This window comes from Streptococcus equinus (assembly GCF_900104225.1).
Lineage (GTDB): Bacteria > Bacillota > Bacilli > Lactobacillales > Streptococcaceae > Streptococcus > Streptococcus equinus_D.
Window position 1 is genome coordinate 107,668 of the sequence record NZ_FNJK01000001.1, and the last position, 22,482, is coordinate 130,149.

The following is a 22,482-nucleotide window of genomic DNA, read 5'->3' on the forward strand; positions in this document are numbered from 1 at the left end:
TAGGGCCATTCTACTTTACTTTTTTAGGGAAAGCAAGGAAAAACAAGGCGATAAATTGTAAGATTTTTGTGGCAAGTCTAGCTAGGCTTGCCGTTTTTTATAAGAATTATGGTATGATGAAGGTAAGAAATTAAGCTAGTGGAGGTGTGAAATGGCGAGGGTTTATGTGGCAGATGATGAGAAAAATATTCGTGAGTTGATTGCCTCATTTTTGCGTGATCAAGGCTTAGAAGTTGAAGTCTTTGAAACAGGTGATCAGCTGCTCTTACGTTTCATGGAGGAAGAAGCTGATGTGGTCATTCTTGATGTCATGATGCCAGGAACAAGTGGTATTGATATCGCGTCCATGCTACGTAAGCGTTCAGAGGTACCGATTATCTTGTTAACAGCTCGCGATAGTGATGAGGATTTTGTTAAAGGATTTTCAGCTGGAGTAGATGATTACTTTACCAAACCATTCTCACCTTTAAAATTGAGCCTGCGTGTTAAAGCGATTTTAGCTCGCCAACCAGCAGCAAAGGATGGGGTTAATGAAGAAGCAGAACAATTAACTTATGAAGGCTTGGTTCTTTCGGATAAAGATCGCTCTGCTAGTTACCAAGGAAAAAATATTAAGCTAACCAATACAGAATTTGAACTTTTGAAAGTGTTGATGGCGCATAGTGAGGAGGCTATTTCTCGCGATGACCTTTTGCGTCAAGTGTGGGGCTATGAGAGTGATGTCGAAACACGTGTAACGGATGATACCATTAAGCGCTTGCGCAAAAAATTGAGAGGGGTTGAGAGTCATGTCCTTATTGAAACGGTTTGGGGCTACGGGTTCAAACTCATCAAAAAAGATTAAACAGTCGGGTCAGCCTTTGAAGAAAAAAAGGTGGCAGTCACGTTTTCGGACAACCTTATTTTTGCAACCCTTGACTATTTTAATTGCTTCGTTTGCCATTATCCTATTGGTTTTTAATGGTTTGCTAAAGCTATTTTTGGCTGAAGAGGCTTTTACAGCTATTCAAAATCAGTATGATACATTAGATGCTCTTTATGTCGGCGAGGATTTACCTAAGATTTCAGATGGGAATATCTTTGAGACAACTTATGCTATCGTTGATGATAAATTTGACATTAAGTATATTTCAGCCTCAACCTACGACCTTTCTGAGAAGCAGATTTCTAAGAAGGTGGTTGATTATTTTTCAAATAAAAGTACCAGTGATTGGTTTGATGAAGATTTAGAAGGAAATGCAAGGTATTTTCGAAAAGTAAAGGTCTACGATTCCACTTATATGGTTAAGATGCAAGAATATCCGGGTACTTTTTCAGATAGTTACATCAAACAAGATAGTGATGATAGCCAATCGCAAAATTATTATATTTTTGTTTTTGCTAACGTTACTCCGATTGCTGATTTTGAAACTTATATCAATTACCTTTTGCTATCTCTGATGGTGATTGTTGGTTTGATTGCTATCATAACCATTTTCTTGACATCACGTAAATTAGATAAGCATTTTGGGGCGTTGAAGTCTTATATTTTACGAGTTGGTAATCGTGAAAGCAATTTGCAGCCAGAAAATTTTGCTTATCGAGAGTTTAATGAAGTTGGTCAGACAGTCGATAAAATGAATGATATGATTGATGCGAACCAACGTAGTCAGCAACTTTTCTTCCAAAATTCTTCTCACGAATTGCGGACACCACTCATGTCTATTCAAGGCTATGCAGAAGCTATTAAGGAGGGAGTGGCTGCTGATGATCGGGAAGCTGCCAGTGTCATTTTGGATGAAAGTCGAAAAATGGCAGAGTTAGTAGATGATATTTTAACCTTGTCAAAAATGGAATCTGCTCAACAGCCTTTGAAATTAGAAAACTTCAATATGGTTGATTTGCTTTATGATGTCAGCTGGCATTTGAAAGCTAAGGCAGATGCGCGTGGCTTAGTTTTTAAACATCAATTTGAGTCAGATTGCCTAGATATTGAAGCTGATGAAAAATTAATAGAACGTGCAGTAGGAAATATCCTATCAAATGCAGTCCGTTATGCTAAAACAACAATATGGGTTACAAGTAAACGATTAGATGATCAAACTCTTGAAATTTGTTTGTCAAATGATGGAAAGCCGATTTCTGAAAAGGATCAAGAGCATCTTTTTGAACGTTTTTATAAAGGTGAGGGTGGTCATTTTGGAATTGGTCTTGCCATTACAAAGGAAATCATCGATCGCCACCACGGCACGATTCGAGTAACTTCTACTGAAGAGAAAACAACCTTTAGCATAATGATTCCATTACGTCAGAACTAAAAATACTTGTCAGAGAAAATCTGACAAGTGTTTTTACTTTCTTACGATTCTGTAAGAGGAAAAAATTGAAAATACGATAAACTAAATTTAGGGGAAATTTGCCACACTTTTGCCACAGCTTTTCGAGACTTTCGCCATGCTTTCTCAAGTAATCTTCGTTATAATATGATTACAATATTGAAGCGGGGAAAAGATGAAGAGATTTAAGAAGTATCGATTAGCTCTTATCTTGCTTGGTTTATCAGTTTTGCTATGTTTAGGGGCATATGCCTATAATCAAGTTGGTTATCATCTGACTATTAATGATGTCAGTCAGATTGCTTACCGAAATGCTGGGGTTACAAGTAAGAACGTTCAGTTACAAAAATTTTCAAAAAAGCGTCTTGGTTTAGTGGCTACCTATGAGGTTAAGTTGGAGACAAAGACAAGAAAGTATAGCTATGTCATCAATGCTACTTCAGGATCTATCATTGAACGACACTACAAGAAAAAATAACCCTTGGTTTAATATTGATTTAGATGGAAATGAAAGAGGAGTTCAGAATCATTACTGAATTGAATTAGATATTAAAATGAAAAAAAAGATTTTATACACACTGCTTATAATCGTTTTGCCACTTGCTTTAATTTGTTATCTTTTAGAACTATTTGGTTTAAAAATTATCAGCTGGCGACGATAAGACCATAATCATTAAGGGAGGGGATGTTATGACAGAAACAGGCTCACAGAGAAAATATATTCAGATTTTAACTGGAATTGGTTTTATAATTTCTATTGCTTTATTTGTTTTCTTTAAACAACATCCGGCTTATTTCCAAGTTGGAGGACTTTTTCAAAGTTATTTAGGAAATCTAGGCTTCTTTGCACCTTTGATTTTTATGGCTTTGCAAATCATTCAGGTGACCTATCCTATTGTTCCTGGCGGTATGACAAGCGTAATTGGTTATATTGCTTTTGGTCCTATTTGGGGCTTTGTTTATAATTTTATTGGGATTTTTATCGGTTCTCTAATAGCTTTTGCTCTAGCAAGACGATATGGCGAGACTTTTGTTAAAGCCTTTGTTTCGCAAGAGACTTATGATAAGTATATTGGCTATTTGGATAAGAATAATGGAAAATCCTATGCCATGATTCTGGGAGCAGCCTTTGCTTTGCCAGGGTTTCCAGATGACTTTCTTTGTATGGTCTCTGGACTTTCAAAGATGTCATGGAAAAAATTTGTTACAATTTTCCTGATTACGAAACCAGCTACCCTTTACCTTTATACAATCATTGGTTATAAAGGTTTAAGTTACGCTTTATCACTATTTCATTAAAAAACCTCTGAGTTTTACTCAGAGGTTTTTAGTTATTCAGCAGCTTTTTCCCATTTTTTAGCTAAACGACGTGAAATCGTTGAAATGGTAAAGTTAATCACAAAGTAAATAGCTGCAATTACAGCATAAAGGGTAAAGACTTGACTTGCTTCAAAATAGCGCCCCATCAAGATTTGACTTTTACCAAATAATTCTTGGATGGCAATAACAGAATAAAGAAGTGAAGTATCTTTAATAACTGTAACAAATTGTGAAATGATTGCTGGAAGCATTTTACGAAAGGCTTGTGGAAAGACGATGTAGATAAAAATTTGGAAGTTTGTCATTCCTTGTGCTAGACCAGCTTCTGTTTGTCCATGGTCCACACCATTTAAACCACCGCGGATAATTTCAGCAAGAGCAGCAGAAGTAAAGACCGTAAATGCAGTGATACCAGCAGGTGTAGACTTCATTTGGAAGACAAGGAAAATAATGAAAATCCAAAGCAAATTTGGCACATTACGGACAAATTCAATATAGACACTTGAAATCAAATGAAGAACTGGATTTTTACCGTTACGCATGACAGCAAGCACTGTCCCAATAAGTGTTGATAGAACAATTGAAATAAACGAAATATAAAGTGTTAGCCATAATCCTTGGAGGATGAAGCTAATGTTGGTCGGTGTTAATACTGACATTTAATTCTCCTCCTAAAGTGAATATGATTTTTTATTTTCTTCTTCTTTGTGACGTGCCCAAGTTGCAAGAGGGAAACACATGATGAAGTAAAGAAGTGCAGCACCAGCAAAAGCAGGCACGTAGTTTGTTGTTTCGTAAGCCCAAGCTTTGGCAGTAAACATGATATCTGCCCCTGAAATAATGGCAACAGTTGATGTATTTTTAATCAAGTTAACCACTTGGTTTGTTAAAGGTGGCAAGATAGTGCGTACAGCCTGTGGCAAGATAATCAAACTCATGGTCTGACTATAAGTGAAGCCTTGTGAAAGAGCTGCTTCGGTTTGTCCTTTTGGCACAGCTTCGATACCTGAACGAATAACTTCAGCGATATAAGCGCCATGATAGATCCCGACACAAAGAACAGCTGTAAAGAATGTTGAGATCATAATCAATCCGTTTGTCATAATAGCAAGTCCATAGTAGACAAAGACGAATTGTACCAAAAGTGGTGTATTTTGAAAGACTTCGACGTAGACACGTGCGATAGCTTTCAATACTTTATTTTTAGATGATGACATGGCACCAAAAATGACTCCAAGAACAAAAGCTAAAAGTAAAGCACAGAAAGACATTCCTAAAGTGTATAGAAAGCCCTTAGCAAATTCACCAAAGTTGGCAAAGAAATCTGCCCAACGTGAGAGGGCAAATGGACTCGCTGCTGCGGTTGTTAATAAAAGCATGTCAATTCTCCTCTCTTAATTATTCTCTGCTTTTGCAGGTTTTAAATCATATTTATCATAAAGCTTTTGCAGGCTACCGTCAGCTTTCCACTTGGTTAGCAAGTCATTGACATAATCAATGGTTGCTTGGTTAGATTTTTTAGCTGCGATACCGTATTCTTGAGTATTGAAACCTTCATCGATAATGGCAGTTTTTTTGCTGACATAACCAGTCAAGATTGACTTATCAACTGAGAAAGCATCGATACGTTTCGCGTGAAGTGAAATAGCGAGTTCTGGGAAAGAACCAAGTTGAACAAATTTGAATTTTAAGTTATGTGCTTTTCCGTATTCTTCAATTGTCAGTTTAGTTGTTGAACCTTGAGCTACTCCGATAGTTTTACCATTGAGGTCAGAGATTGTTTTTAAACCTTTACCTGTATTAACTAAAAAGCCAATCTCGTCATAATAGTAAGGATTTGAAATAGCATAGGAAGCTTTACGCTCATCAGTAATTGTATAAGTGGCAATCAAAAGATCGATTTGTCCATTATCAAGAAGGGCTTCACGAGTTTGAGTTGTAACAGCTGTGTAAGCAACTTTAACACCAAGTGTCTTAGCGATTTTTTTCGCTAAATCAATTTCCATTCCTTCATATTTACCAGTTTCAGCTGAGTAGTATCCGAAGTTTGGAACATCTTGCTTGACGCCGACTTTAAGAACGCCAGCATTCTGGATTTTTTTAATTTGCTCAGGGACTGTCTCAGCAAAAGTAGATGGTGCAGTCAGAAAGCTGATAAAGAGTAGTGATAGCGTAGCTAAAATAGCTAAAGATATTTTTTTCTTCATGAGCAACTCCTTATTGTTGAGAGACATTATCACTTGTGTGATTAATGACTTTGCTCAAGAATTGTTTAGCACGTGGTTCAGTAGGATTATCAAAGAAACCTTGAACATCAGTAGTATCGACAAGAATTTGTCCTTCAGCCATGAAGATAATGCGGTCAGCAACTTCACGAGCAAAGCCCATTTCGTGGGTAACGACTACCATGTTCATCCCTTCTTTAGCAAGGTTTTGCATGACAGCAAGAACATCACCGATAGTTTCAGGGTCAAGAGCTGATGTTGGTTCATCAAAAAGAAGAAGTTCTGGTTGCATAGCCAAACCACGAGCAATCGCTACACGTTGCTTTTGACCACCTGATAGCATACCAGGATATGAATCTTTACGATCCCACATATTAACGTAAGTTAAGAATTTTTCGGCAATTTTCTCAGCCTCTTCTTTTGATTTTCCTAGGACTTTAATAGGTGCTAAGGTTACATTTTCTAACACGGTTTTATGTGGATAGAGGTTGAAGTGTTGGAAAACCATACCAACTTCTTTACGAAGTTGAACCAAATCTTTAGCAGAAGCGTTAGCTAATTCATGACCGTTAACTTTTAAACTACCTGTTTCGATTGATTCAAGAGCATTCATCGTACGGATAAGCGTAGATTTACCTGAACCAGAAGGTCCAAGGAGAACGACAACCTGTCCTTTCTCGATTTCTAGGTTAATATTTCTTAGGGCATGATAGTCCCCGTAGTATTTTTCAACGTTTTTAAATTCAATAAGTGCCACACTTGTCTCCTTTTCAAAGATAAGATTTTCTTGTTAGATTTTCTAACATCACATAATTCATGTTAGTTAATCTTACCACATTAATTTATCAAGTGTCAAATATTTCTGAAAATTTAAATAACTAAAAGATTGAAAAGGTTGAATTATGACGTCAATTGTTACTTTATGGTTTCAAAAGTATTATATTATCCAGTTAGAGAGGGATAGGTAGCCGTTCGATTAAAACCCAATAAAATCAATCATAAAAACAGTCAATCTTGGGTAAAAATCCTAAAATTGACTGTTTTTTTGTTGTTTCTCGTTGAGAATGTCTTCTAAAATAGTTAATGGTGTAAGATAGTGATATTTTAAATGAGCTGTTTGTGATATAATAATATTTGTAGTGATAAGGATATAGAATGTTATGCTACATCAATAACTTGACTGATAAAAGGTGAAGGCTATGGCATTTATCACGATTTCTAGTTCTCAGAAGAAGGAATTGAATGATTTAGCTCCTCTGGGGTATTCATTTGACTGGACGAGGTTTTCGAGCAGTCGCTCAAAAACAGTAACTTGTCTTCATGATGGAGATATTGCAGGGTTGGTTGAATTTGAACGTCAACCAGAAAATCTGTTGAATTTCTTGTATTTGATTGAAGTAGCAGAAAAATACCAAGGAACAGGTGTTGCTGGTGAATTGTTGGCTTATGTTGCTAAAGATAATATGGAACAAGGCTTTGAAGGTTTTGTTTTGCTTGAATTTAAGACAGCATTGGCTAATTATTACATAGAAAAGTATGGTGCTAAATTCATCACTAGTGATGGTTTTAGGCTCTATTTTGATACGGAAGCTGCTAACAACCTGATTCAGAAGTATTTGACAGGAGATGAACCTCATGACTGAAACGTTACTTGAAAGACTTAAACGAGAAGGTAAAGGGCACGATTTACTTGACCCTGAACTTGTTGAACGTGAACAACGTGAACAACTAGGACACCTTGTTCGCCTGAGACAGCGATTAGGTCGTGAAATCACACAAAGAGAGATGGACGATTTATCAAATATCCTGTAATAATAGTTGTATTACTGTCCGTAAACCGAGTGAATTAACAGTTATTCACAATCTTTTATGAAAAGGGAAACAGTGGGGGAAACTATGGAATTTACACTTGAACCTTTCGCTAACGATACGTTCAAACTACTAAAATCGTTGAAAGAAAATCAGGTCAAAGTGAAGGGAGATTTTTATATTCCTTTATCACAACAAGAAATAGCAGACATTAATCACATGTCAAAATTGAAAACAAATAGATTAATTCGTGACTTGATTGAAGGCGGTTATGTTTGCCCATATCAAAATAAACGAGGGAAATATGTCATAACTGAAAAAGGGCATAAAATTCTTAAGTTGATGTTGAAAAAATACGTTTAACAAGGAAAGTGAATTGATGACAAAATTGAAGGAAAATAATCTAAAACCTTTATTCAAATATCCTGGTGGAAAAGGTGCAGAGTACAAACACTTGAAAAAATTTTTTCCAAAATTTAATACTTATGTCGAGCCTTTTTTGGGAGGAGGAGCAGTGTATTGGGCTACTTCTGCTCAAAGTTGGATAATTAATGATTATTCTGAAGAACTTATCGCTATTTATCATTTTACTCAAATAGAAGATAAGCTTTTTTTAAATTACATCAACGATATTGGGATAATCTGGCGCAATAAAAACAAATACGCTAATTATATAACTAACATTTTAAAAGAAGAAGTCAAATTGGATAGGCAACAATTGTTTACTATTTCGAGTGAATTAATAAATGTAACCGAGGAAATAGAGTTTAGTTTAGAACGACTTACACAATTATTCGAAGAAAGTATAATTAGGAAAAAAAAATCATTAGTTAAAATTTCTAAATCAACTACAATAAAAAATTGGGAAGAGAATGCTTTAGGAATACTGGGGGCTGGGATATATACTATTCTTAGAGAATTGTATAATCACACGACGTTCAATCAAGAGCCACAGTTAAAAACAGCTTTGTATTTTTTTATCAGAGAATATGCTTACTCAGGTATGTTTAGATATAATGCAGATGGGATGTTTAATGTTCCATTTGGTGGAAATACTTATGCAAAAAAAGATTTTTTAAAACGTTACCAACAAATCACCAGCAAACAGGTTGTTACTAAATTAAAAAACACTAGGATATTGAGAGGTGATTTTTCAGAGGCAGTAATCGATGAAAAAGATACATTTATGTTCTTAGATCCACCTTATGATTCTGAATTTAGTACCTACAACTTGCATGTGTTTGATGCTCAAGAACAAGTAAGGCTACGTGATAGTCTGATAAATATTAGAAATACGAAATGGTTAATGGTAGTAAAATCGACAGATTTTATTGAAGATTTATATGACCGTGAAGGGTGGTATAAGTTCCATTTTGATAAAAGTTATTCCGTTAACTTTAAAAATAGAAATGACCAAGATGTGAAGCATTTAGTTATAACAAATTATAGATTGGAGAATATATAAATGGCAACTTCGGAAAGTGATATTAGAAAAGGTGTATCAGTTCTCTTGAATCAATATGGAACGCTTGATACAACAGAAGTAAAACATTTGTTAGATACCGTACTTCCTTTTGATGAAGATGATAGAGAACCTAGTTTAACACGTTCAGAACCTAAGATAATTCAAAGGATTGGAAATATAGTTTCCCATCAAAGTGAAACTGTAAAAACATACTATGACACTTATCAGATTGATAAGTCTCACCGTCCTGCTAAATGGGTAATTTTGACAGGGTTAAAATCTAACGGAACATTACGACCTATCACTGAGAATGAAATAAAAAAACGACAAGAACTTAGACAGCGATTTGTTCCTAAGAAAATTGATTGGGTCAGCTTAAACGGAAGACGTACCGAGCTTGGACGCTTGGGTGAAGATTACGTTATTCGTTATGAAACAAATCGACTGTTGGAGTTTGCTGAATTGGACGCTGACCGCATCGTTCACTTAAGTGATGAACAAGGAGATGGTGCTGGATTCGACGTTATTTCTTTAAACGAGGACGGAACTGAACGTTTTATCGAAGTAAAAACTACAAAAGGCAGTTTAGATACCCCATTCTATATGACGGAAAATGAGCGAGCCTATTTTGAGTTACATAAAAATGAAGGAGACCTATTCATTTATCGAGTATATAATTTTGACGAAATTAATAAGACTGGAAAAATCGAAGTAATTCCAGCCGATAAATTGTTCACTGATTATAATTTTGACCCCATCTCTTATAAAGTAACTAAAAAATAATCATAACACATACCCACTAGACCTCATAACCTCTAAATCTTCTTCGTCTATGAGTTGATTGCGGTCTTTGGCAAGCTGCTGATAAAGGATGTCTTGGATATTCTTCTGCTTTAAAATAAGCGACACTAATGACCATAAAGCCAATTTCTTATACCGTGGAATATGACACTCCTTGGCAATTGCGTATAAACGTGTTTTAGGAAGGTCTAAGAGGTATTCTCGTTTATTAAAGGATAAGACACCATCTTCCTCGTTGAACTTGAAATAAGGGTTCGCAATGGCGTGTCTCGCCTTTTCTGTTTCTACTTTTAAAACTTCCAGATACCGCGATGATGGTTTTGGAAGCTCCAATCTTTTTTGCCTTACTTCGCTTGAAGTAAGGTTTTTCTTTGCTTTCAAAATTTCAATAAAGATAGCTTCCGCATCTGTTAGAGATGTAGGGTAATGACCATTTGTGATTCTCCAGTTATGGATATAGGTGAAGTAACCAATGTAATCTTGAAGGTACTTAGTGGAAACATTAGTCATATCTCGGTAGATATACTGCTTGATCTCATTATGGAGTTCATTGACACGACCTAAAGATAAACCGTTTTGGTACTTTATCTCGTTGAATTTGTCAAACAGCATCTCACCGCGATTGTTTATCTTATCAGTAATCCCCTCATAATAAAGATGTTCTAATACCTTTTTATTAGTCTTCTTTTCAAAATCGTCCGTTGCTTGAATAATATACCCATGATTCCCAATAATTTTCAAAAAGTTAGAGGGTCTAACGTAATGTGGTGTGTTCCTTAACTGACAATAATCTTCATATACGCTATTGGCATCACTGCATAAATAAGCAATGTTATCAAAGTGTTCATCAAACAAATCAAAGAAAAGCTCAGGAGATAATTTACCAAGACTAGCCACCTTGCACACACAATAACCACGATTATCTATAGCAGTTACAACAGTTGCGAACTCAGCTCCCATAACCCCATAGTGAGATGGTTGACGACCATATCTGGCTTTACGCTCTACATGATTTCCAATCATAGAGGATAGCTTTCGGCTGCCTTTCTGACTTTCTCGGATAAAAGTTTCATCTACTTGGACAACTCCAGTTAAGTTCGGCATAGGCATATCAGCTAAAGCGTGTATTAGCTTCATTCGCCAAAGCCAAACAGTCTTGTAATTTATGCCATCACAACCATAGTCCTTAATCAAGACGTTCATCATATCTGTGATGGAATAGTTGTTAATAGTCATTTCAAGGACTTTTATCCAAATATCCCAATGCCAGCGTGTCTTTTCTAAGATGGTATCTGTAAAACGTGTAAACCTTCTCTTACAGTCTTTGCATTTGAATTGTTGGATATTATTTTTACGACCATTTCTTACAATGTTTTCAGATGAACACCTTGGACAAAAAGAATTGATTGCTAAACGCTCCAGTCGCTGTTCAAAATTCGATACGGTTAGTTGATTGAGTGTATCGGAAAAATCGCTATTTTGAGCCTTAGAATAACACTCGACAATATGTTTGAATTTAACGTAAGGCAACTGCTCAACAAAGGCGACAACATCTTCTAACATCAGGTTTTTCTTAGCCATAGCACACCTCTAAAAACAATATACAGTTCATTTATCTACACCATAATTATACCACAAATTCAATGCTTTTCACAGCGAGGAACGGCTTCAAATTGGGAATTTCACCTTCAAAAGAACTGTCATTATTGGACTTTAGCCCATCACACCATTGTTGGATAATATAACAAAAGTATCCAATGTTTCCAATTAGTATTGAAATTTGATATAATTAGGGGTAGTGGTCATTTTTGTAAATAAAATGACATAGAAATTGTTGTTTGAGAATTTTTTATTCTACTGACATAGAATTGAAGAGGTGACATATGAAAAAAATTCTTATTGTTGATGATGAAAAACCAATTTCAGATATTATTAAGTTTAATTTAACTAAAGAAGGTTATGAAACTGTTACTGCTTTTGATGGTCGTGAAGCAATTGAAAAATTTGAAGAAGAAAATCCAGATTTAATCATCTTGGATTTGATGTTACCAGAATTGGATGGACTTGAAGTTGCAAAAGAAGTTCGTAAAACAAGTCATATTCCTATCATTATGTTGTCTGCCAAGGATAGTGAGTTTGATAAAGTTATCGGACTTGAAATCGGTGCTGACGACTATGTGACAAAACCTTTCTCAAATCGTGAATTGTTAGCACGTGTAAAAGCACACCTTCGTCGTACAGAAAACATTGAATCAGCTGTGGCTGAAGAAAATGCTTCTGCATCAAATTCTGAAATTACCATCGGCGATTTGAAAATTTTACCTGATGCTTTCGTGGCTCAAAAACGTGGCGAAGATATCGAACTAACACACCGTGAATTTGAATTGCTTCATCACTTAGCAACTCACATGGGGCAAGTAATGACTCGTGAATACTTGTTGGAAACTGTTTGGGGATATGATTACTTTGGTGATGTGCGTACTGTCGATGTAACTATTCGTCGTTTGCGTGAAAAAATTGAAGATACTCCAAGTCGTCCAGAATACATTTTGACACGTCGTGGTGTAGGGTATTACATGAAGTCCTATGAATGATACTTTGATACACAATCAATATTTTTTTGAACAAGCCATTCTTTTTTTGTTAGCTTTTGTAGCCATTTATTTTATCCATTTGGCCATTAGAGACTATAGAACGTCAGTTAATATTCGTCGTTTGAGTGGTAAGGTTCGCGAGCTGATTACTGGGAAATATACAGAAGATATTATCATTGAGAAAGATAGAGATTTAGCAGAACTTGCTGGTCAACTGAATGATTTGTCGACTGTCTTTCGTTTGGCACAGGAAAATCTTGCCCAAGAAAAAAATCGTTTGGCAAGCATTCTGTCCTATATGACTGATGGTGTCTTGGCAACTGACCGCTCTGGAAACATTACCATGATTAATCAGACCGCTCAGAAACAACTTAATCTTGAGCGTGAAGAAGCACTTGGAATGAATATTGTTGATATTTTAGGTGATGATAGTGATTACACATATCATGATTTGGTATCAAAGACACCAGAAATTGTTCTTAATCGTCGTGACGAAACCGGTGAATTTATTACCTTACGTATTCGTTTTGCTCTTAACCGTCGTGACAGTGGTTTTATCTCTGGTTTGATTGCTGTCTTACATGATACGACTGAACAAGAAAAAGAAGACCGTGAACGTCGTTTGTTTGTATCGAACGTTAGTCATGAGCTGCGTACGCCATTGACATCAGTTAAGTCTTATCTTGAAGCCTTGGATGAAGGGGCTTTGAAAGAAGATATCGCACCAAGTTTCATTAAAGTTTCTTTGGATGAAACCAATCGTATGATTCGCATGATTTCTGATTTGCTTAATTTATCTCGTATCGATAATCAGACCGTGCAATTAGAAGTTGAAATGACTAACTTTACAGCCTTCATGACATCTATTTTGAACCGCTTTGATCAAATTAAGAGTCAACATACGGTTGCTGGGAAGCAGTACGAAATTGTCAGAGACTACCCTATCAAGTCAATCTGGGTAGAAATCGATCCTGATAAGATGACGCAAGTTTTGGATAATATCCTTAATAATGCAATTAAGTACTCACCAGATGGTGGGAAAATCACTGTTAGCATGAAGACAACTGAGACACAGTTGATTATTTCGATTTCTGATGAAGGTCTTGGTATTCCTAAGAAAGATTTGCCATTAATCTTCGATCGTTTCTATCGTGTGGACAAGGCGCGAAGCCGTGCTCAAGGTGGTTCTGGACTTGGTCTTGCAATTGCTAAAGAAATTGTCAAACAACATAAAGGTTTTATTTGGGCTCAAAGTACTTATGGAAAGGGCTCAACATTTACAATTGTTCTTCCGTATGAGAAGGATTCTGATATATATGATGAATGGGAGGATGACGAGGACTAGATGTCTGAGAATGCTTTTAAATATAGTGTCTTAGCCTCCGGTTCAACTGGAAATTCATTTTATGTGGAAACACCACAGAAACGTCTTTTGATAGATGCAGGTTTGACTGGTAAGAAAATTACCAGTCTTCTTGCTGAAATTGACCGAAAACCAGAAGATTTGGATGCTATTTTGATTACACACGAACACTCTGACCATATTAAGGGAGTTGGTGTGCTTGCTCGTAGATACAATCTGGATGTTTACGCTAATGCCAAAACTTGGCAAATGATTGATGATAAAAATATGATTGGAAAGCTTGATGTGGCTCAAAAACATGTTTTTGAACGCGGTAAAGTATTGACTTTCGGAGATATTGATATTGAGAGTTTTGGGGTTAGTCATGATGCTGTTGAACCACAATTCTATCGTTTAATGAAAGACAATAAGTCATTTGTTGTCCTAACAGATACTGGCTATGTTAGCGACCGAATGGCAGGTGTTATTGAGAATGCGGATGGTTATTTGATTGAGTCAAATCATGATGTTGAAATCTTACGTGCAGGGTCTTATCCATGGAGTTTGAAACAACGTATCTTATCTGACCGTGGACATTTGTCAAATGAAGATGGTGCTGATACCATGATTCGTACCATTGGTAATCGCACGAAGAAAATCTATCTTGGTCACTTAAGTAAAGAAAATAATATCAAAGAATTGGCACACATGACCATGGAAAATAACTTAATGCAAGCTGATTTTGCTGTTGGTCATGACATGACTGTTTTTGATACATCACCTGATGAAGCAACACCGCTGACTGGGATTTAAATGCTAATAAAATCAAAAAAGCTATTAGCTGCTGATAAAAGCAGTTAGTGGCTTTTTTAGTGCTTTAATTGATCATTTACTTGACACTTTGTCATGTAAATATAATTGTAGGGATTTTGGAGAGAATCCCCTTTTTTTGAAACTTTTTGGTATAATAAAGTAGTCTATAGTAGAAAAAATATTTTAGAATCGCTAAGTGGCTGATTCTAAAGGAAACGCTTTATTGATATAAAATCATAGACTAATTTTTGAAGGGAGATTTATCATGCAAGCTTTAGATACAAAACTTCAGCGAGAATTTGGAATCGTTTTTGAAGATAAAACCTTGCTAGAAACAGCTTTTACTCACACATCTTATGCCAATGAACATCGCCTCCTAAACATTTCACACAATGAACGCTTGGAATTTTTAGGAGACGCGGTTCTTCAACTTTTGATTTCTCAGTACTTGTTTAAAAAGTATCCTAAGAAACCAGAAGGTGACTTGTCTAAGATGCGTTCAGTCATTGTTCGTGAAGAATCATTAGCAGGTTTTTCACGTTACTGTGGTTTTGATGAATTCATCAAACTTGGTAACGGTGAAGAAAAATCTGGTGGCCGTAATCGTGATACGATTTTAGGAGATTTATTTGAAGCCTTTCTTGGTGCTCTTTTGATGGACCAAGGTGTTGAGGCGGTCAATAAATTCTTAAATCAAGTGATGATTCCTCAAGTTGAAAAAGGAAACTTTGAACGTGTTAAAGACTATAAAACAACGCTTCAAGAATTGTTACAAGGTCATGGTGATGTCACTATCGATTACCGTGTTTCAAATGAATCTGGACCTGCGCATGCTAAAGTTTTTGAAGTAACTGTGTATGTTAATGACGAAGCTAAAAGTCAAGGAATCGGAAAATCTAAAAAATTGGCTGAGCAAGATGCCGCAAAAAATGCTCTAGCTTTACTTCAATAAGACGTTTGAAAGGAATTCGTAAAGGCAAATGTCCAACCTGTCCTAGGTCATATGATGCGTGTTCGACGTAGCCTAGAGGGCAATAAGAAGGTCTATTATGATTTTCTTAATTGTTAGTTCAGGAAGGTATTTTGCCTTTTCATCTCTTATTTTATGTATTTAAAAGAAATTGAAATGCAGGGATTTAAGTCCTTTGCAGACAAGACTACAATTGAATTTGATAAAGGTGTCACAGCTGTTGTAGGTCCCAATGGTTCTGGTAAATCTAACATTACCGAAAGTTTACGTTGGGCGCTTGGTGAATCTTCAGCAAAAAATCTGCGTGGTGGTAAAATGCCAGACGTTATTTTTGCAGGGGCAGAAAATCGTAAACCTCTAAACTATGCTCAAGTTGTTGTTAGTTTGGATAATTCAGATGGTTTTATCAAAGATGCTAAAGAGACGATTCGAGTAGAACGTCACATTTACCGAAATGGTGATAGTGAATATCTGATTGATGGGCGTAAAGTTCGTTTGCGTGATATTCATGATTTATTCATGGATACTGGACTTGGACGTGATTCTTTCTCAGTGATTTCGCAAGGTCGTGTTGAAGAAATTTTTAATAGTAAACCTGAAGAGCGTCGTGCCATTTTTGAAGAGGCCGCAGGGGTTTTAAAATATAAGACACGTAAGAAAGAAACTCAGACTAAGTTGAATCAAACCCAAGATAATTTGGACCGTTTGGATGATATTATCTACGAATTAGAGGCTCAAGTGAAGCCTTTAGAACGTCAAGCACAAGTTGCTAAAGAATTTACAAGCTTAGAAGCTGAGCGTAAGCAGCTCCACTTGAATATCTTAGTGGAAGATATCCAAACGGATAAAACTCAATTAGAGGCTTTAAAAGAAGACTTAGCTGCTATTCAATCCGATTTGTCAGCTTACTATGAACAACGCCAGCGATTTGAAAAAGAGAATCAATCTTTAAAAGAAAAGCGCCATCAACTATCTGAAGAAATGGCGACTAAACAAGCTGGCTTGGTCGATATTACTAAAGCTATTTCTGATCTTGAACGCCAAATGGATTTGATTGCGTTAGAATCAAGCCAAAAAGAAGAGAAAAAACAAGCGGCTAGTAGCCAATTAGCTGACCTAAAAGCAAGTCAGGAAAGCTTACGAGAAGAACTAGCTCAAAAAGAAACTCAGTTAGCTCAATTAGATGAGCAGTTGACGCAAACAACAGCAACTATCCAAAAATTACAAGCTGAATTAGATCGCTTCTCAACTGATCCTGATCAAGTCATTGAAAAATTACGTGAAGAATTTGTTAGCTTGATGCAAAAAGAAGCTGATCTTTCTAACCAATTGACCATGACGATTGCTGATATTGACAATCAAAAACAATTGTCAGAATCAAAATCTGAAGAATTGGCTCAAACACAAGCTAATTTGGCTGAGCTAAAAGCAAGTGCTAAAGAAGCTCTTGAAAACTTTGAATCGTCACGTGAACAAGTCAAAGAATTGCTTGATGCCTATCAGAAGCTATTTGCTAAAACAAGTCAGCTTGAAAAAGATTATCAAGCTGAGCAATCTAAGATGTTTGACCAATTAGATGTCATTAAATCTAAGCAAGCTCGAAAATCTAGTCTTGAATCAATTCTAAAAAATCACAGTAATTTTTACGCTGGTGTCAAATCAGTCTTACAAGCTTCGGGGCAGCTTGGCGGTATTATTGGTGCGGTTAGTGAACATTTAAGTTTTGATCGTAAGTACCAAACAGCTCTTGAAATTGCGCTAGGTGGTTCAAGTCAACATGTGATTGTTGAAGATGAATCAGCAGCTAAACGCTCAATTGCTTTCTTGAAGAAAAATCGTCAAGGACGTGCAACTTTCTTACCACTGACGACCATCAAACCACGCCATTTGTCACAACAAAATCATGGCATTTTGTCTTCAAGTCAAGGTTTCCTTGGTATGGCTAGTGATTTGGTTTCATTTGATAACCGTTTAGAAAGCATTTTTCAAAATCTTCTTGGTGTAACGGCAGTTTTTGATACGGTTGATAATGCCAATAAAGCTGCGCGAGCACTGCATTACCAAGTCCGCTTAGTAACTTTGGATGGTACTGAAATTCGACCAGGGGGATCATTCTCTGGTGGTGCTAATCGTCAAAATAACACCACATTTATCAAACCAGAATTAGATAACCTTGTTGCTGAATTAAAAGACCTTCAAGTAAAACAAGTCGAGCAAGAAAAACATGTCCAAGGCCTTCACGAGGCTCTTCTAGCTAACAAAGAAGAATTGGCAAGCTTAAAAGCTCAGGGAGAAGAAGCTCGTTTTGCTGAACAAAAAGCTGAGTTGGAATACCAACAACTTGCTGAACGCTTGAATGATGTTAATCAACTTTGTCAACAACTTCAAGAAAGTGAAACGGACAGCAGTTCAACTGATTTAGAATCTCAAAAAGCTCACTTTGAAGCAGAATTGACAAAAGTGGCTGACCGTAAACAAGAGTTGACAAGCGAGATTGAACAAATCAAAGAAAATAAAAATACTATTACACAAAAAGTTGAAAATCTTCGTCAACAATTATCACAAGCTAAATTGCAAGAACGTGAATTGTTAAGTGAACGTAAGTTTGAATCAGCTAATAAGACACGACTTGACATTAGCTTAGTTGAAAATAAAGCTGAGATAGCAAAATGCGAAGATTTACTCGCATTTCATGCTAGTGATCAAGAAGTTGAAAACTTGCCGCTTTTGAAAAAACAACATGATGAAGCAGTGGAACGAAAAGCTAGCGAAGAAGAACGTTTAGTGAGCCTTCGATTTGAGTTGGAAGATTGTGAAGCAAACCTAGAAGAGCTTGAAGAGCAAGTTACTAAAGAAAATCAAAAAAATGAAGACTTGATTCGTAAACAGGCACAGGTTGAAGCACAAGTGGCTCAAGTTTCTGAACGTTTACGTGGTTATAACCATGATTTGACTGAAGACTATCATTTGACTCTTGATGAGGCAAGAGAAGCTAGCCAAGTTGTTGAAGATATGGCAGCTGCTCGAGAACGTCTTCAAGACTTACGTCGTCGTATTAAGGCGTTAGGTCCAATTAACTTAGATGCTATTGCCCAGTATGATGAAGTTAATAATCGTTTGACTTTCTTAAACAGTCAAAAAGAGGATTTGGTTCATTCGAAAAATCTCTTGCTTGATACCATTAATGACATGGATGACGAAGTGAAGTCTCGCTTCCAAGTGACTTTCAATGCGATTCGTGATTCATTTAAGCAAACCTTTACTCAAATGTTTGGTGGTGGATCTGCTGATTTATCATTAACAGAAGGTGATTTGTTAACAGCAGGAGTTGAAATTTCGGTTCAACCTCCAGGTAAGAAAATTCAATCATTGAACTTGATGTCTGGTGGAGAAAAAGCTCTTTCGGCTTTAGCTCTGCTATTTGCCATTATCCGCGTCAAAACTATTCCATTTGTTATTCTGGATGAGGTGGAAGCTGCGCTTGATGAAGCAAATGTGAAACGTTTCGGGGATTATCTCAATCGCTTTGATAAATCAAGTCAGTTCATCGTAGTTACTCACCGTAAGGGAACAATGGCTGCCGCTGACAGTATTTATGGAGTAACCATGCAAGAATCAGGAATTTCACGTATCGTATCCGTTAAATTAAAAGATGCAGAAAATCTTGTGGAATGACATTAAAGGGGAAAAATGGTAAATAAACTAATTGCACATAGTTTAATAAAGTATCACGAAAAATACTTAGTGATAAAGCGTGTTGCCACAAGCTATGGTAGAAATAATGTTTATCCGTTTTATTGGGATATTCCTGGTGGAAGTGTAGAGAGTGAGGAATTGCCGAAAGTTGCTGCTGTCAGAGAGTGTCTTGAAGAAGTAGGACTTCAGATCAAAATAGATGATATTATTCATGAAGATAGTAATTTAGATAATGGTATTGTATACACTAGATTAGTTTATAATGCTCATCTTCCTAAGAATAAGGAAATAATTGTTACATTGAATCCCGAAGAACATACTAACTATCGTTGGATAAGTGATTTGAATGATTTGGATGGAGAAAAAATTGTTCCTTATTTGGCAGAAATATTGGAAAGTAAATAGTTTTTGTGATATTAGACAACCTCCCAACTAATTCTAGTTGGGAGGTTAGTTATATTCAAATGGTTTAGTTGGTTGCCGCAGTTTCTGTTTGTGATTCTATTGTTACGTCATTTTGAGCATTTTCTTGGCTTTCACTTGCTTGTTCAGCTCTTGTTTCTGTCTCTTGTTCTGGCGTATTTTCAGTGTCTTCTTCTTGTTCAGCTTCTTTTTTGTCATCTTGTGTGACTTTGCTATAGTTATCAGAAATTTTGTAAAAGACACTGTTTACGAATTGCTGTGTTGATTCATAGTCGAAGCGGCTAAGTTGTGCAGCAAAGAGACGATCGCGACCATAATCTGATGGATCGGTATCTGTAATATTGAAATGCCAATTAGGAATTTGATTGCCAGCAGCGTAGTAGTACAAGATAAATCCGCCAGTTAACGAAGTAACTTGCGAAATAGCTTCTCCTTTATCATCATAAGTCAAAGCTGATAAGGTTAATCTTCCATCTTTTGAAACCAATCCTTGTGGAGAAAATTCAAACGTATAACCATTGGCATCTTGCCATGTTCCTGCAAGACTTGAAAAGTCACCTTGAGCTAACGCTGCAAAATCAAATTGGCTAGCTTGTTTGCTAACTTGGCGTGAATTAACGATATTTTTGCCGTCCTTGACTAAATCATCAGTAATCTTTTTTTCATTTGGCAATTGGAATAAATCAAGTCGTTTATCGACCTGTTTTTTCTTAGCAGATTTAGATGCTTTTTTATTAGAACTTGTTTTATGGGTGAGATGGTGATTAGTTTGTGCTTTAGCTTGTTTGTGGTGAGAGTGATTGTTAACAGCTAAAGCAATTCCGCAAGCTGTTAAGACTAATAAGCCTGAAATCCAAAAATAGTGGTTGCTTTTTTTCATTATAGTTTACCCCTTTTATTATTCTTCTTAATAATATATTCGAAAAAATTTTTAAAAAACTGGCTTTTTTTCAAAAAAATTTAAAAAATATTTTTGCTAGTGATAAGTCGAAAAGAATGGATTATTAGCAGGAAAAAGTTGGCGTTTTTTGCTAGAATAGAATTATGTAATTCATGAGGGAGATAGAAATGATAAAACTTGTTGCGACAGATATGGATGGAACCTTTTTAACTAGTAAAGGTTACTTTGATGGTCATCGTCTTCATAATGTCCTCGAAAAATTTGAAGAAAATAATATGCTTTTTGTAGCAGCTAGTGGGCGTTCTCTATTGGCTTTGGAAAAAATGTTTCAGCATCATGCTGATAAAATGGCTTTTATTGCTGAAAATGGTACTTTGGTTAAAGTTGGAAAAGACATCGTTTTTGAATCTGGGTTAACCAAACCACAATTTTTGGAAATTGTTGATACTTTGATTGAAAGTCCTTATATGCTTGGACACGATTTTCTATTGTCAGGTGAAAACGGCGCTTATTTGCACCCAGATGCTAGTGATGAATACCTTGAGTTTATCAGTCATTACTATGAAAATGTCCAACGTGTTAATGATTTGGCAAATGTGACAGATAATATTTTGAAGGTTACGGCTAATTTCTCTGAAGACACGGTCCGTAAAGGAGAAGCTTGGTTTAATCAACGCATTGATTATGCACAAGCCGTGACTACTGGTTTCAAATCAGTTGATATTGTTCTTCGTGGTGTTAATAAAAAAACAGGCCTTCAAGCACTTTGTGAGGCTTATGACATGAAAGCATCAGAAATTGTAGCTTTCGGAGATAATCTCAATGACTTTGAAATGCTTGAATTTGCAGGAACTGCAGTAGCAACCCAAAATGCTCGTAAAGAAATTAAAGAAATTTCAAGTGAAATCATCGGACACTGTGATGAAGAATCTGTTATGACTTACATGGAAGGATTAGTTGATTAATGGCAGATATCAAGTTATTAGCCTTGGACCTAGATGGCACACTTTTTAATAGTCAAAAAGTTGTAACACGAGAAAATAAATTAGCTCTCAGAGCTGCGCGTGATAAGGGTGTTAAAGTGGTTATCACGACCGGTCGCCCTTTAAAAGCAATTAGTGGGCTCCTTGAAGAGTTGGATTTGATTTCTGATGATGATTACTTGATTACTTTTAATGGTGGCTTGGTACAGAAGACAAACGGGAAAATCCTTGCAAAAAGTGAGTTAACTCGCCAACAACTTCAAGTGCTTTATAGTCATTTAGAGCCGCTTGCTCTTCCATTTGATGTGCTTAGTGATGGCATTGTTTATAGCTTAGCTTGCCGTGGCAATGAATCGCATTACCCGCTAGCTAACCCAACACTTGATTTTGTTAAGGTCAATAGCTTTGCTGAAATTCCAGAAAATGTGATCTACAACAAAGTGGTCAGTGTGACAAATCCAGACTTTTTGAATCAACAACTCTTAAAATTGCCAAAAGAACTACATCAACATTTTGAAATTTTTAAATCACGTGATATTATAGTAGAAATGATGCCTAAAGGTGTTCATAAAGCAGCTGGTTTAAATCAGCTAGTAGAACATCTAGGATTAACATCAGAAAATGTTATGGCTATGGGAGATGAAGAAAACGACCTGTCCATGTTGAAGTGGGCTGGTTTAGGCGTCGCCATGGCAAACGGTGTATCTACCGCAAAAGAAACGGCAGATGCAGTAACAAGTCGTACTAACGACCAATCAGGTGTAGCAGAAGCTGTTAAAAAATACATTTTAGATGCGAAGTAGAAAGGAAAAGAAAACTGACTAG

The 22,482-nt window shown here is 36.2% G+C and carries 23 protein-coding genes; 17 read left to right on the forward strand and 6 right to left on the reverse strand.

Features of this window, described 5'->3' with window-relative positions; genetic code table 11:
• The first annotated feature begins 151 nt into the window (after nucleotides 1-151).
• The 4 genes from BLP98_RS00545 to BLP98_RS00560 all read left to right on the forward strand — a co-directional run bounded on the left by BLP98_RS00545 (nucleotide 152) and on the right by BLP98_RS00560 (nucleotide 3,614).
• Complete coding sequence (locus tag BLP98_RS00545; RefSeq protein WP_074481414.1) at nucleotides 152-844, forward strand: response regulator transcription factor; 693 nt, start codon at nucleotides 152-154, stop codon at nucleotides 842-844.
• A complete protein-coding gene (locus tag BLP98_RS00550) occupies nucleotides 789-2,297 on the forward strand; it encodes a sensor histidine kinase (protein WP_074481415.1) in 1,509 nt (502 codons plus the stop codon). The genes BLP98_RS00545 and BLP98_RS00550 overlap by 56 nt, the downstream gene beginning before the upstream one ends.
• 193 nt (nucleotides 2,298-2,490) lie before the next feature.
• Nucleotides 2,491-2,793: a hypothetical protein gene (locus BLP98_RS00555; RefSeq protein WP_074481416.1), complete on the forward strand. Its 303-nt coding sequence runs from the start codon at nucleotides 2,491-2,493 to the stop codon at nucleotides 2,791-2,793.
• Between the two features lie 212 nt (nucleotides 2,794-3,005).
• Nucleotides 3,006-3,614, forward strand: coding sequence for a TVP38/TMEM64 family protein (locus BLP98_RS00560; protein WP_074481417.1), 609 nt, complete (start codon nucleotides 3,006-3,008; stop codon nucleotides 3,612-3,614).
• Between the two features lie 32 nt (nucleotides 3,615-3,646).
• Here BLP98_RS00560 and BLP98_RS00565 read toward each other — a convergent pair whose 3' ends face one another.
• From BLP98_RS00565 to BLP98_RS00580, 4 genes are read right to left on the reverse strand one after another with little or no spacing between them, the layout of a single operon-like run.
• Nucleotides 3,647-4,294, reverse strand: coding sequence for an amino acid ABC transporter permease (locus BLP98_RS00565; protein ID WP_074481418.1), 648 nt, complete (start codon nucleotides 4,292-4,294; stop codon nucleotides 3,647-3,649).
• A 12-nt stretch (nucleotides 4,295-4,306) separates the two neighbouring features.
• Entirely contained in the window at nucleotides 4,307-5,014 is a 708-nt protein-coding gene (locus tag BLP98_RS00570) for an amino acid ABC transporter permease (RefSeq protein ID WP_074481419.1), read from the reverse strand.
• Between the two features lie 15 nt (nucleotides 5,015-5,029).
• Nucleotides 5,030-5,842, reverse strand: a complete 813-nt coding sequence (locus BLP98_RS00575) for a transporter substrate-binding domain-containing protein (RefSeq protein WP_074481420.1) — start codon at nucleotides 5,840-5,842, stop codon at nucleotides 5,030-5,032.
• Nucleotides 5,843-5,852: 10 nt separating this feature from the next.
• Nucleotides 5,853-6,617: an amino acid ABC transporter ATP-binding protein gene (locus tag BLP98_RS00580; RefSeq protein ID WP_074481421.1), complete on the reverse strand. Its 765-nt coding sequence runs from the start codon at nucleotides 6,615-6,617 to the stop codon at nucleotides 5,853-5,855.
• A gap of 442 nt (nucleotides 6,618-7,059) precedes the next feature.
• Between BLP98_RS00580 and BLP98_RS00585 the strand changes: the two genes are divergently transcribed.
• The 5 genes from BLP98_RS00585 (at nucleotide 7,060) to BLP98_RS00600 (ending at nucleotide 9,917) form a co-directional block, all read left to right on the forward strand.
• Nucleotides 7,060-7,503, forward strand: coding sequence for a GNAT family N-acetyltransferase (locus BLP98_RS00585; protein ID WP_074481422.1), 444 nt, complete (start codon nucleotides 7,060-7,062; stop codon nucleotides 7,501-7,503).
• Nucleotides 7,496-7,672, forward strand: a complete 177-nt coding sequence (locus BLP98_RS09375; protein ID WP_159427422.1) for a hypothetical protein — start codon at nucleotides 7,496-7,498, stop codon at nucleotides 7,670-7,672. Before BLP98_RS00585 ends, BLP98_RS09375 begins: the two co-directional genes overlap by 8 nt.
• An 84-nt stretch (nucleotides 7,673-7,756) precedes the next feature.
• Complete coding sequence (locus BLP98_RS00590) at nucleotides 7,757-8,032, forward strand: helix-turn-helix domain-containing protein (protein WP_074481423.1); 276 nt, start codon at nucleotides 7,757-7,759, stop codon at nucleotides 8,030-8,032.
• Nucleotides 8,033-8,048: 16 nt separating this feature from the next.
• A complete protein-coding gene (locus tag BLP98_RS00595) occupies nucleotides 8,049-9,134 on the forward strand; it encodes a DNA adenine methylase (RefSeq protein WP_074481424.1) in 1,086 nt (361 codons plus the stop codon).
• Nucleotides 9,135-9,917 carry a protein NO VEIN domain-containing protein gene (locus BLP98_RS00600; protein ID WP_074481425.1) on the forward strand — a complete coding sequence of 261 codons (783 nt, stop codon included), beginning with the start codon at nucleotides 9,135-9,137 and terminating at the stop codon, nucleotides 9,915-9,917.
• Here the strand turns inward: BLP98_RS00600 and BLP98_RS00605 are convergent, their stop codons facing one another.
• Nucleotides 9,918-11,516, reverse strand: coding sequence for an IS1/IS1595 family N-terminal zinc-binding domain-containing protein (locus BLP98_RS00605; protein WP_074481426.1), 1,599 nt, complete (start codon nucleotides 11,514-11,516; stop codon nucleotides 9,918-9,920).
• A 302-nt stretch (nucleotides 11,517-11,818) separates the two neighbouring features.
• Here BLP98_RS00605 and yycF point away from each other — a divergent pair, with 302 nt between their 5' ends.
• The 6 genes from yycF (at nucleotide 11,819) to BLP98_RS00635 (ending at nucleotide 19,755) form a co-directional block, all read left to right on the forward strand.
• Nucleotides 11,819-12,529 (forward strand): response regulator YycF, encoded by a 711-nt coding sequence (yycF, locus tag BLP98_RS00610; protein ID WP_074481427.1) that lies wholly within the window; start codon nucleotides 11,819-11,821, stop codon nucleotides 12,527-12,529.
• A complete protein-coding gene (vicK, locus tag BLP98_RS00615; protein ID WP_074481428.1) occupies nucleotides 12,522-13,874 on the forward strand; it encodes a cell wall metabolism sensor histidine kinase VicK in 1,353 nt (450 codons plus the stop codon). The genes yycF and vicK overlap by 8 nt, the downstream gene beginning before the upstream one ends.
• Nucleotides 13,875-14,684: an MBL fold metallo-hydrolase gene (locus BLP98_RS00620; RefSeq protein ID WP_074481429.1), complete on the forward strand. Its 810-nt coding sequence runs from the start codon at nucleotides 13,875-13,877 to the stop codon at nucleotides 14,682-14,684. It begins immediately after the preceding gene.
• Between the two features lie 265 nt (nucleotides 14,685-14,949).
• Nucleotides 14,950-15,636: a ribonuclease III gene (gene rnc / locus BLP98_RS00625; protein WP_074481430.1), complete on the forward strand. Its 687-nt coding sequence runs from the start codon at nucleotides 14,950-14,952 to the stop codon at nucleotides 15,634-15,636.
• A 153-nt stretch (nucleotides 15,637-15,789) separates the two neighbouring features.
• Complete coding sequence (gene smc / locus BLP98_RS00630) at nucleotides 15,790-19,329, forward strand: chromosome segregation protein SMC (protein ID WP_074481431.1); 3,540 nt, start codon at nucleotides 15,790-15,792, stop codon at nucleotides 19,327-19,329.
• Between the two features lie 15 nt (nucleotides 19,330-19,344).
• Nucleotides 19,345-19,755, forward strand: coding sequence for an NUDIX hydrolase (locus tag BLP98_RS00635; protein WP_074481432.1), 411 nt, complete (start codon nucleotides 19,345-19,347; stop codon nucleotides 19,753-19,755).
• Between the two features lie 64 nt (nucleotides 19,756-19,819).
• Here BLP98_RS00635 and BLP98_RS00640 read toward each other — a convergent pair whose 3' ends face one another.
• Entirely contained in the window at nucleotides 19,820-20,653 is an 834-nt protein-coding gene (locus BLP98_RS00640; RefSeq protein WP_074481433.1) for a DUF6287 domain-containing protein, read from the reverse strand.
• A 188-nt stretch (nucleotides 20,654-20,841) separates the two neighbouring features.
• On the opposite strand from BLP98_RS00640, the gene BLP98_RS00645 reads away from it, so the two are divergent.
• Nucleotides 20,842-21,639: a Cof-type HAD-IIB family hydrolase gene (locus BLP98_RS00645; protein ID WP_074481434.1), complete on the forward strand. Its 798-nt coding sequence runs from the start codon at nucleotides 20,842-20,844 to the stop codon at nucleotides 21,637-21,639.
• Nucleotides 21,639-22,460 (forward strand): Cof-type HAD-IIB family hydrolase, encoded by an 822-nt coding sequence (locus BLP98_RS00650; protein ID WP_074481435.1) that lies wholly within the window; start codon nucleotides 21,639-21,641, stop codon nucleotides 22,458-22,460. The genes BLP98_RS00645 and BLP98_RS00650 overlap by 1 nt, the downstream gene beginning before the upstream one ends.
• The last annotated feature ends 22 nt before the right edge of the window (nucleotides 22,461-22,482 follow it).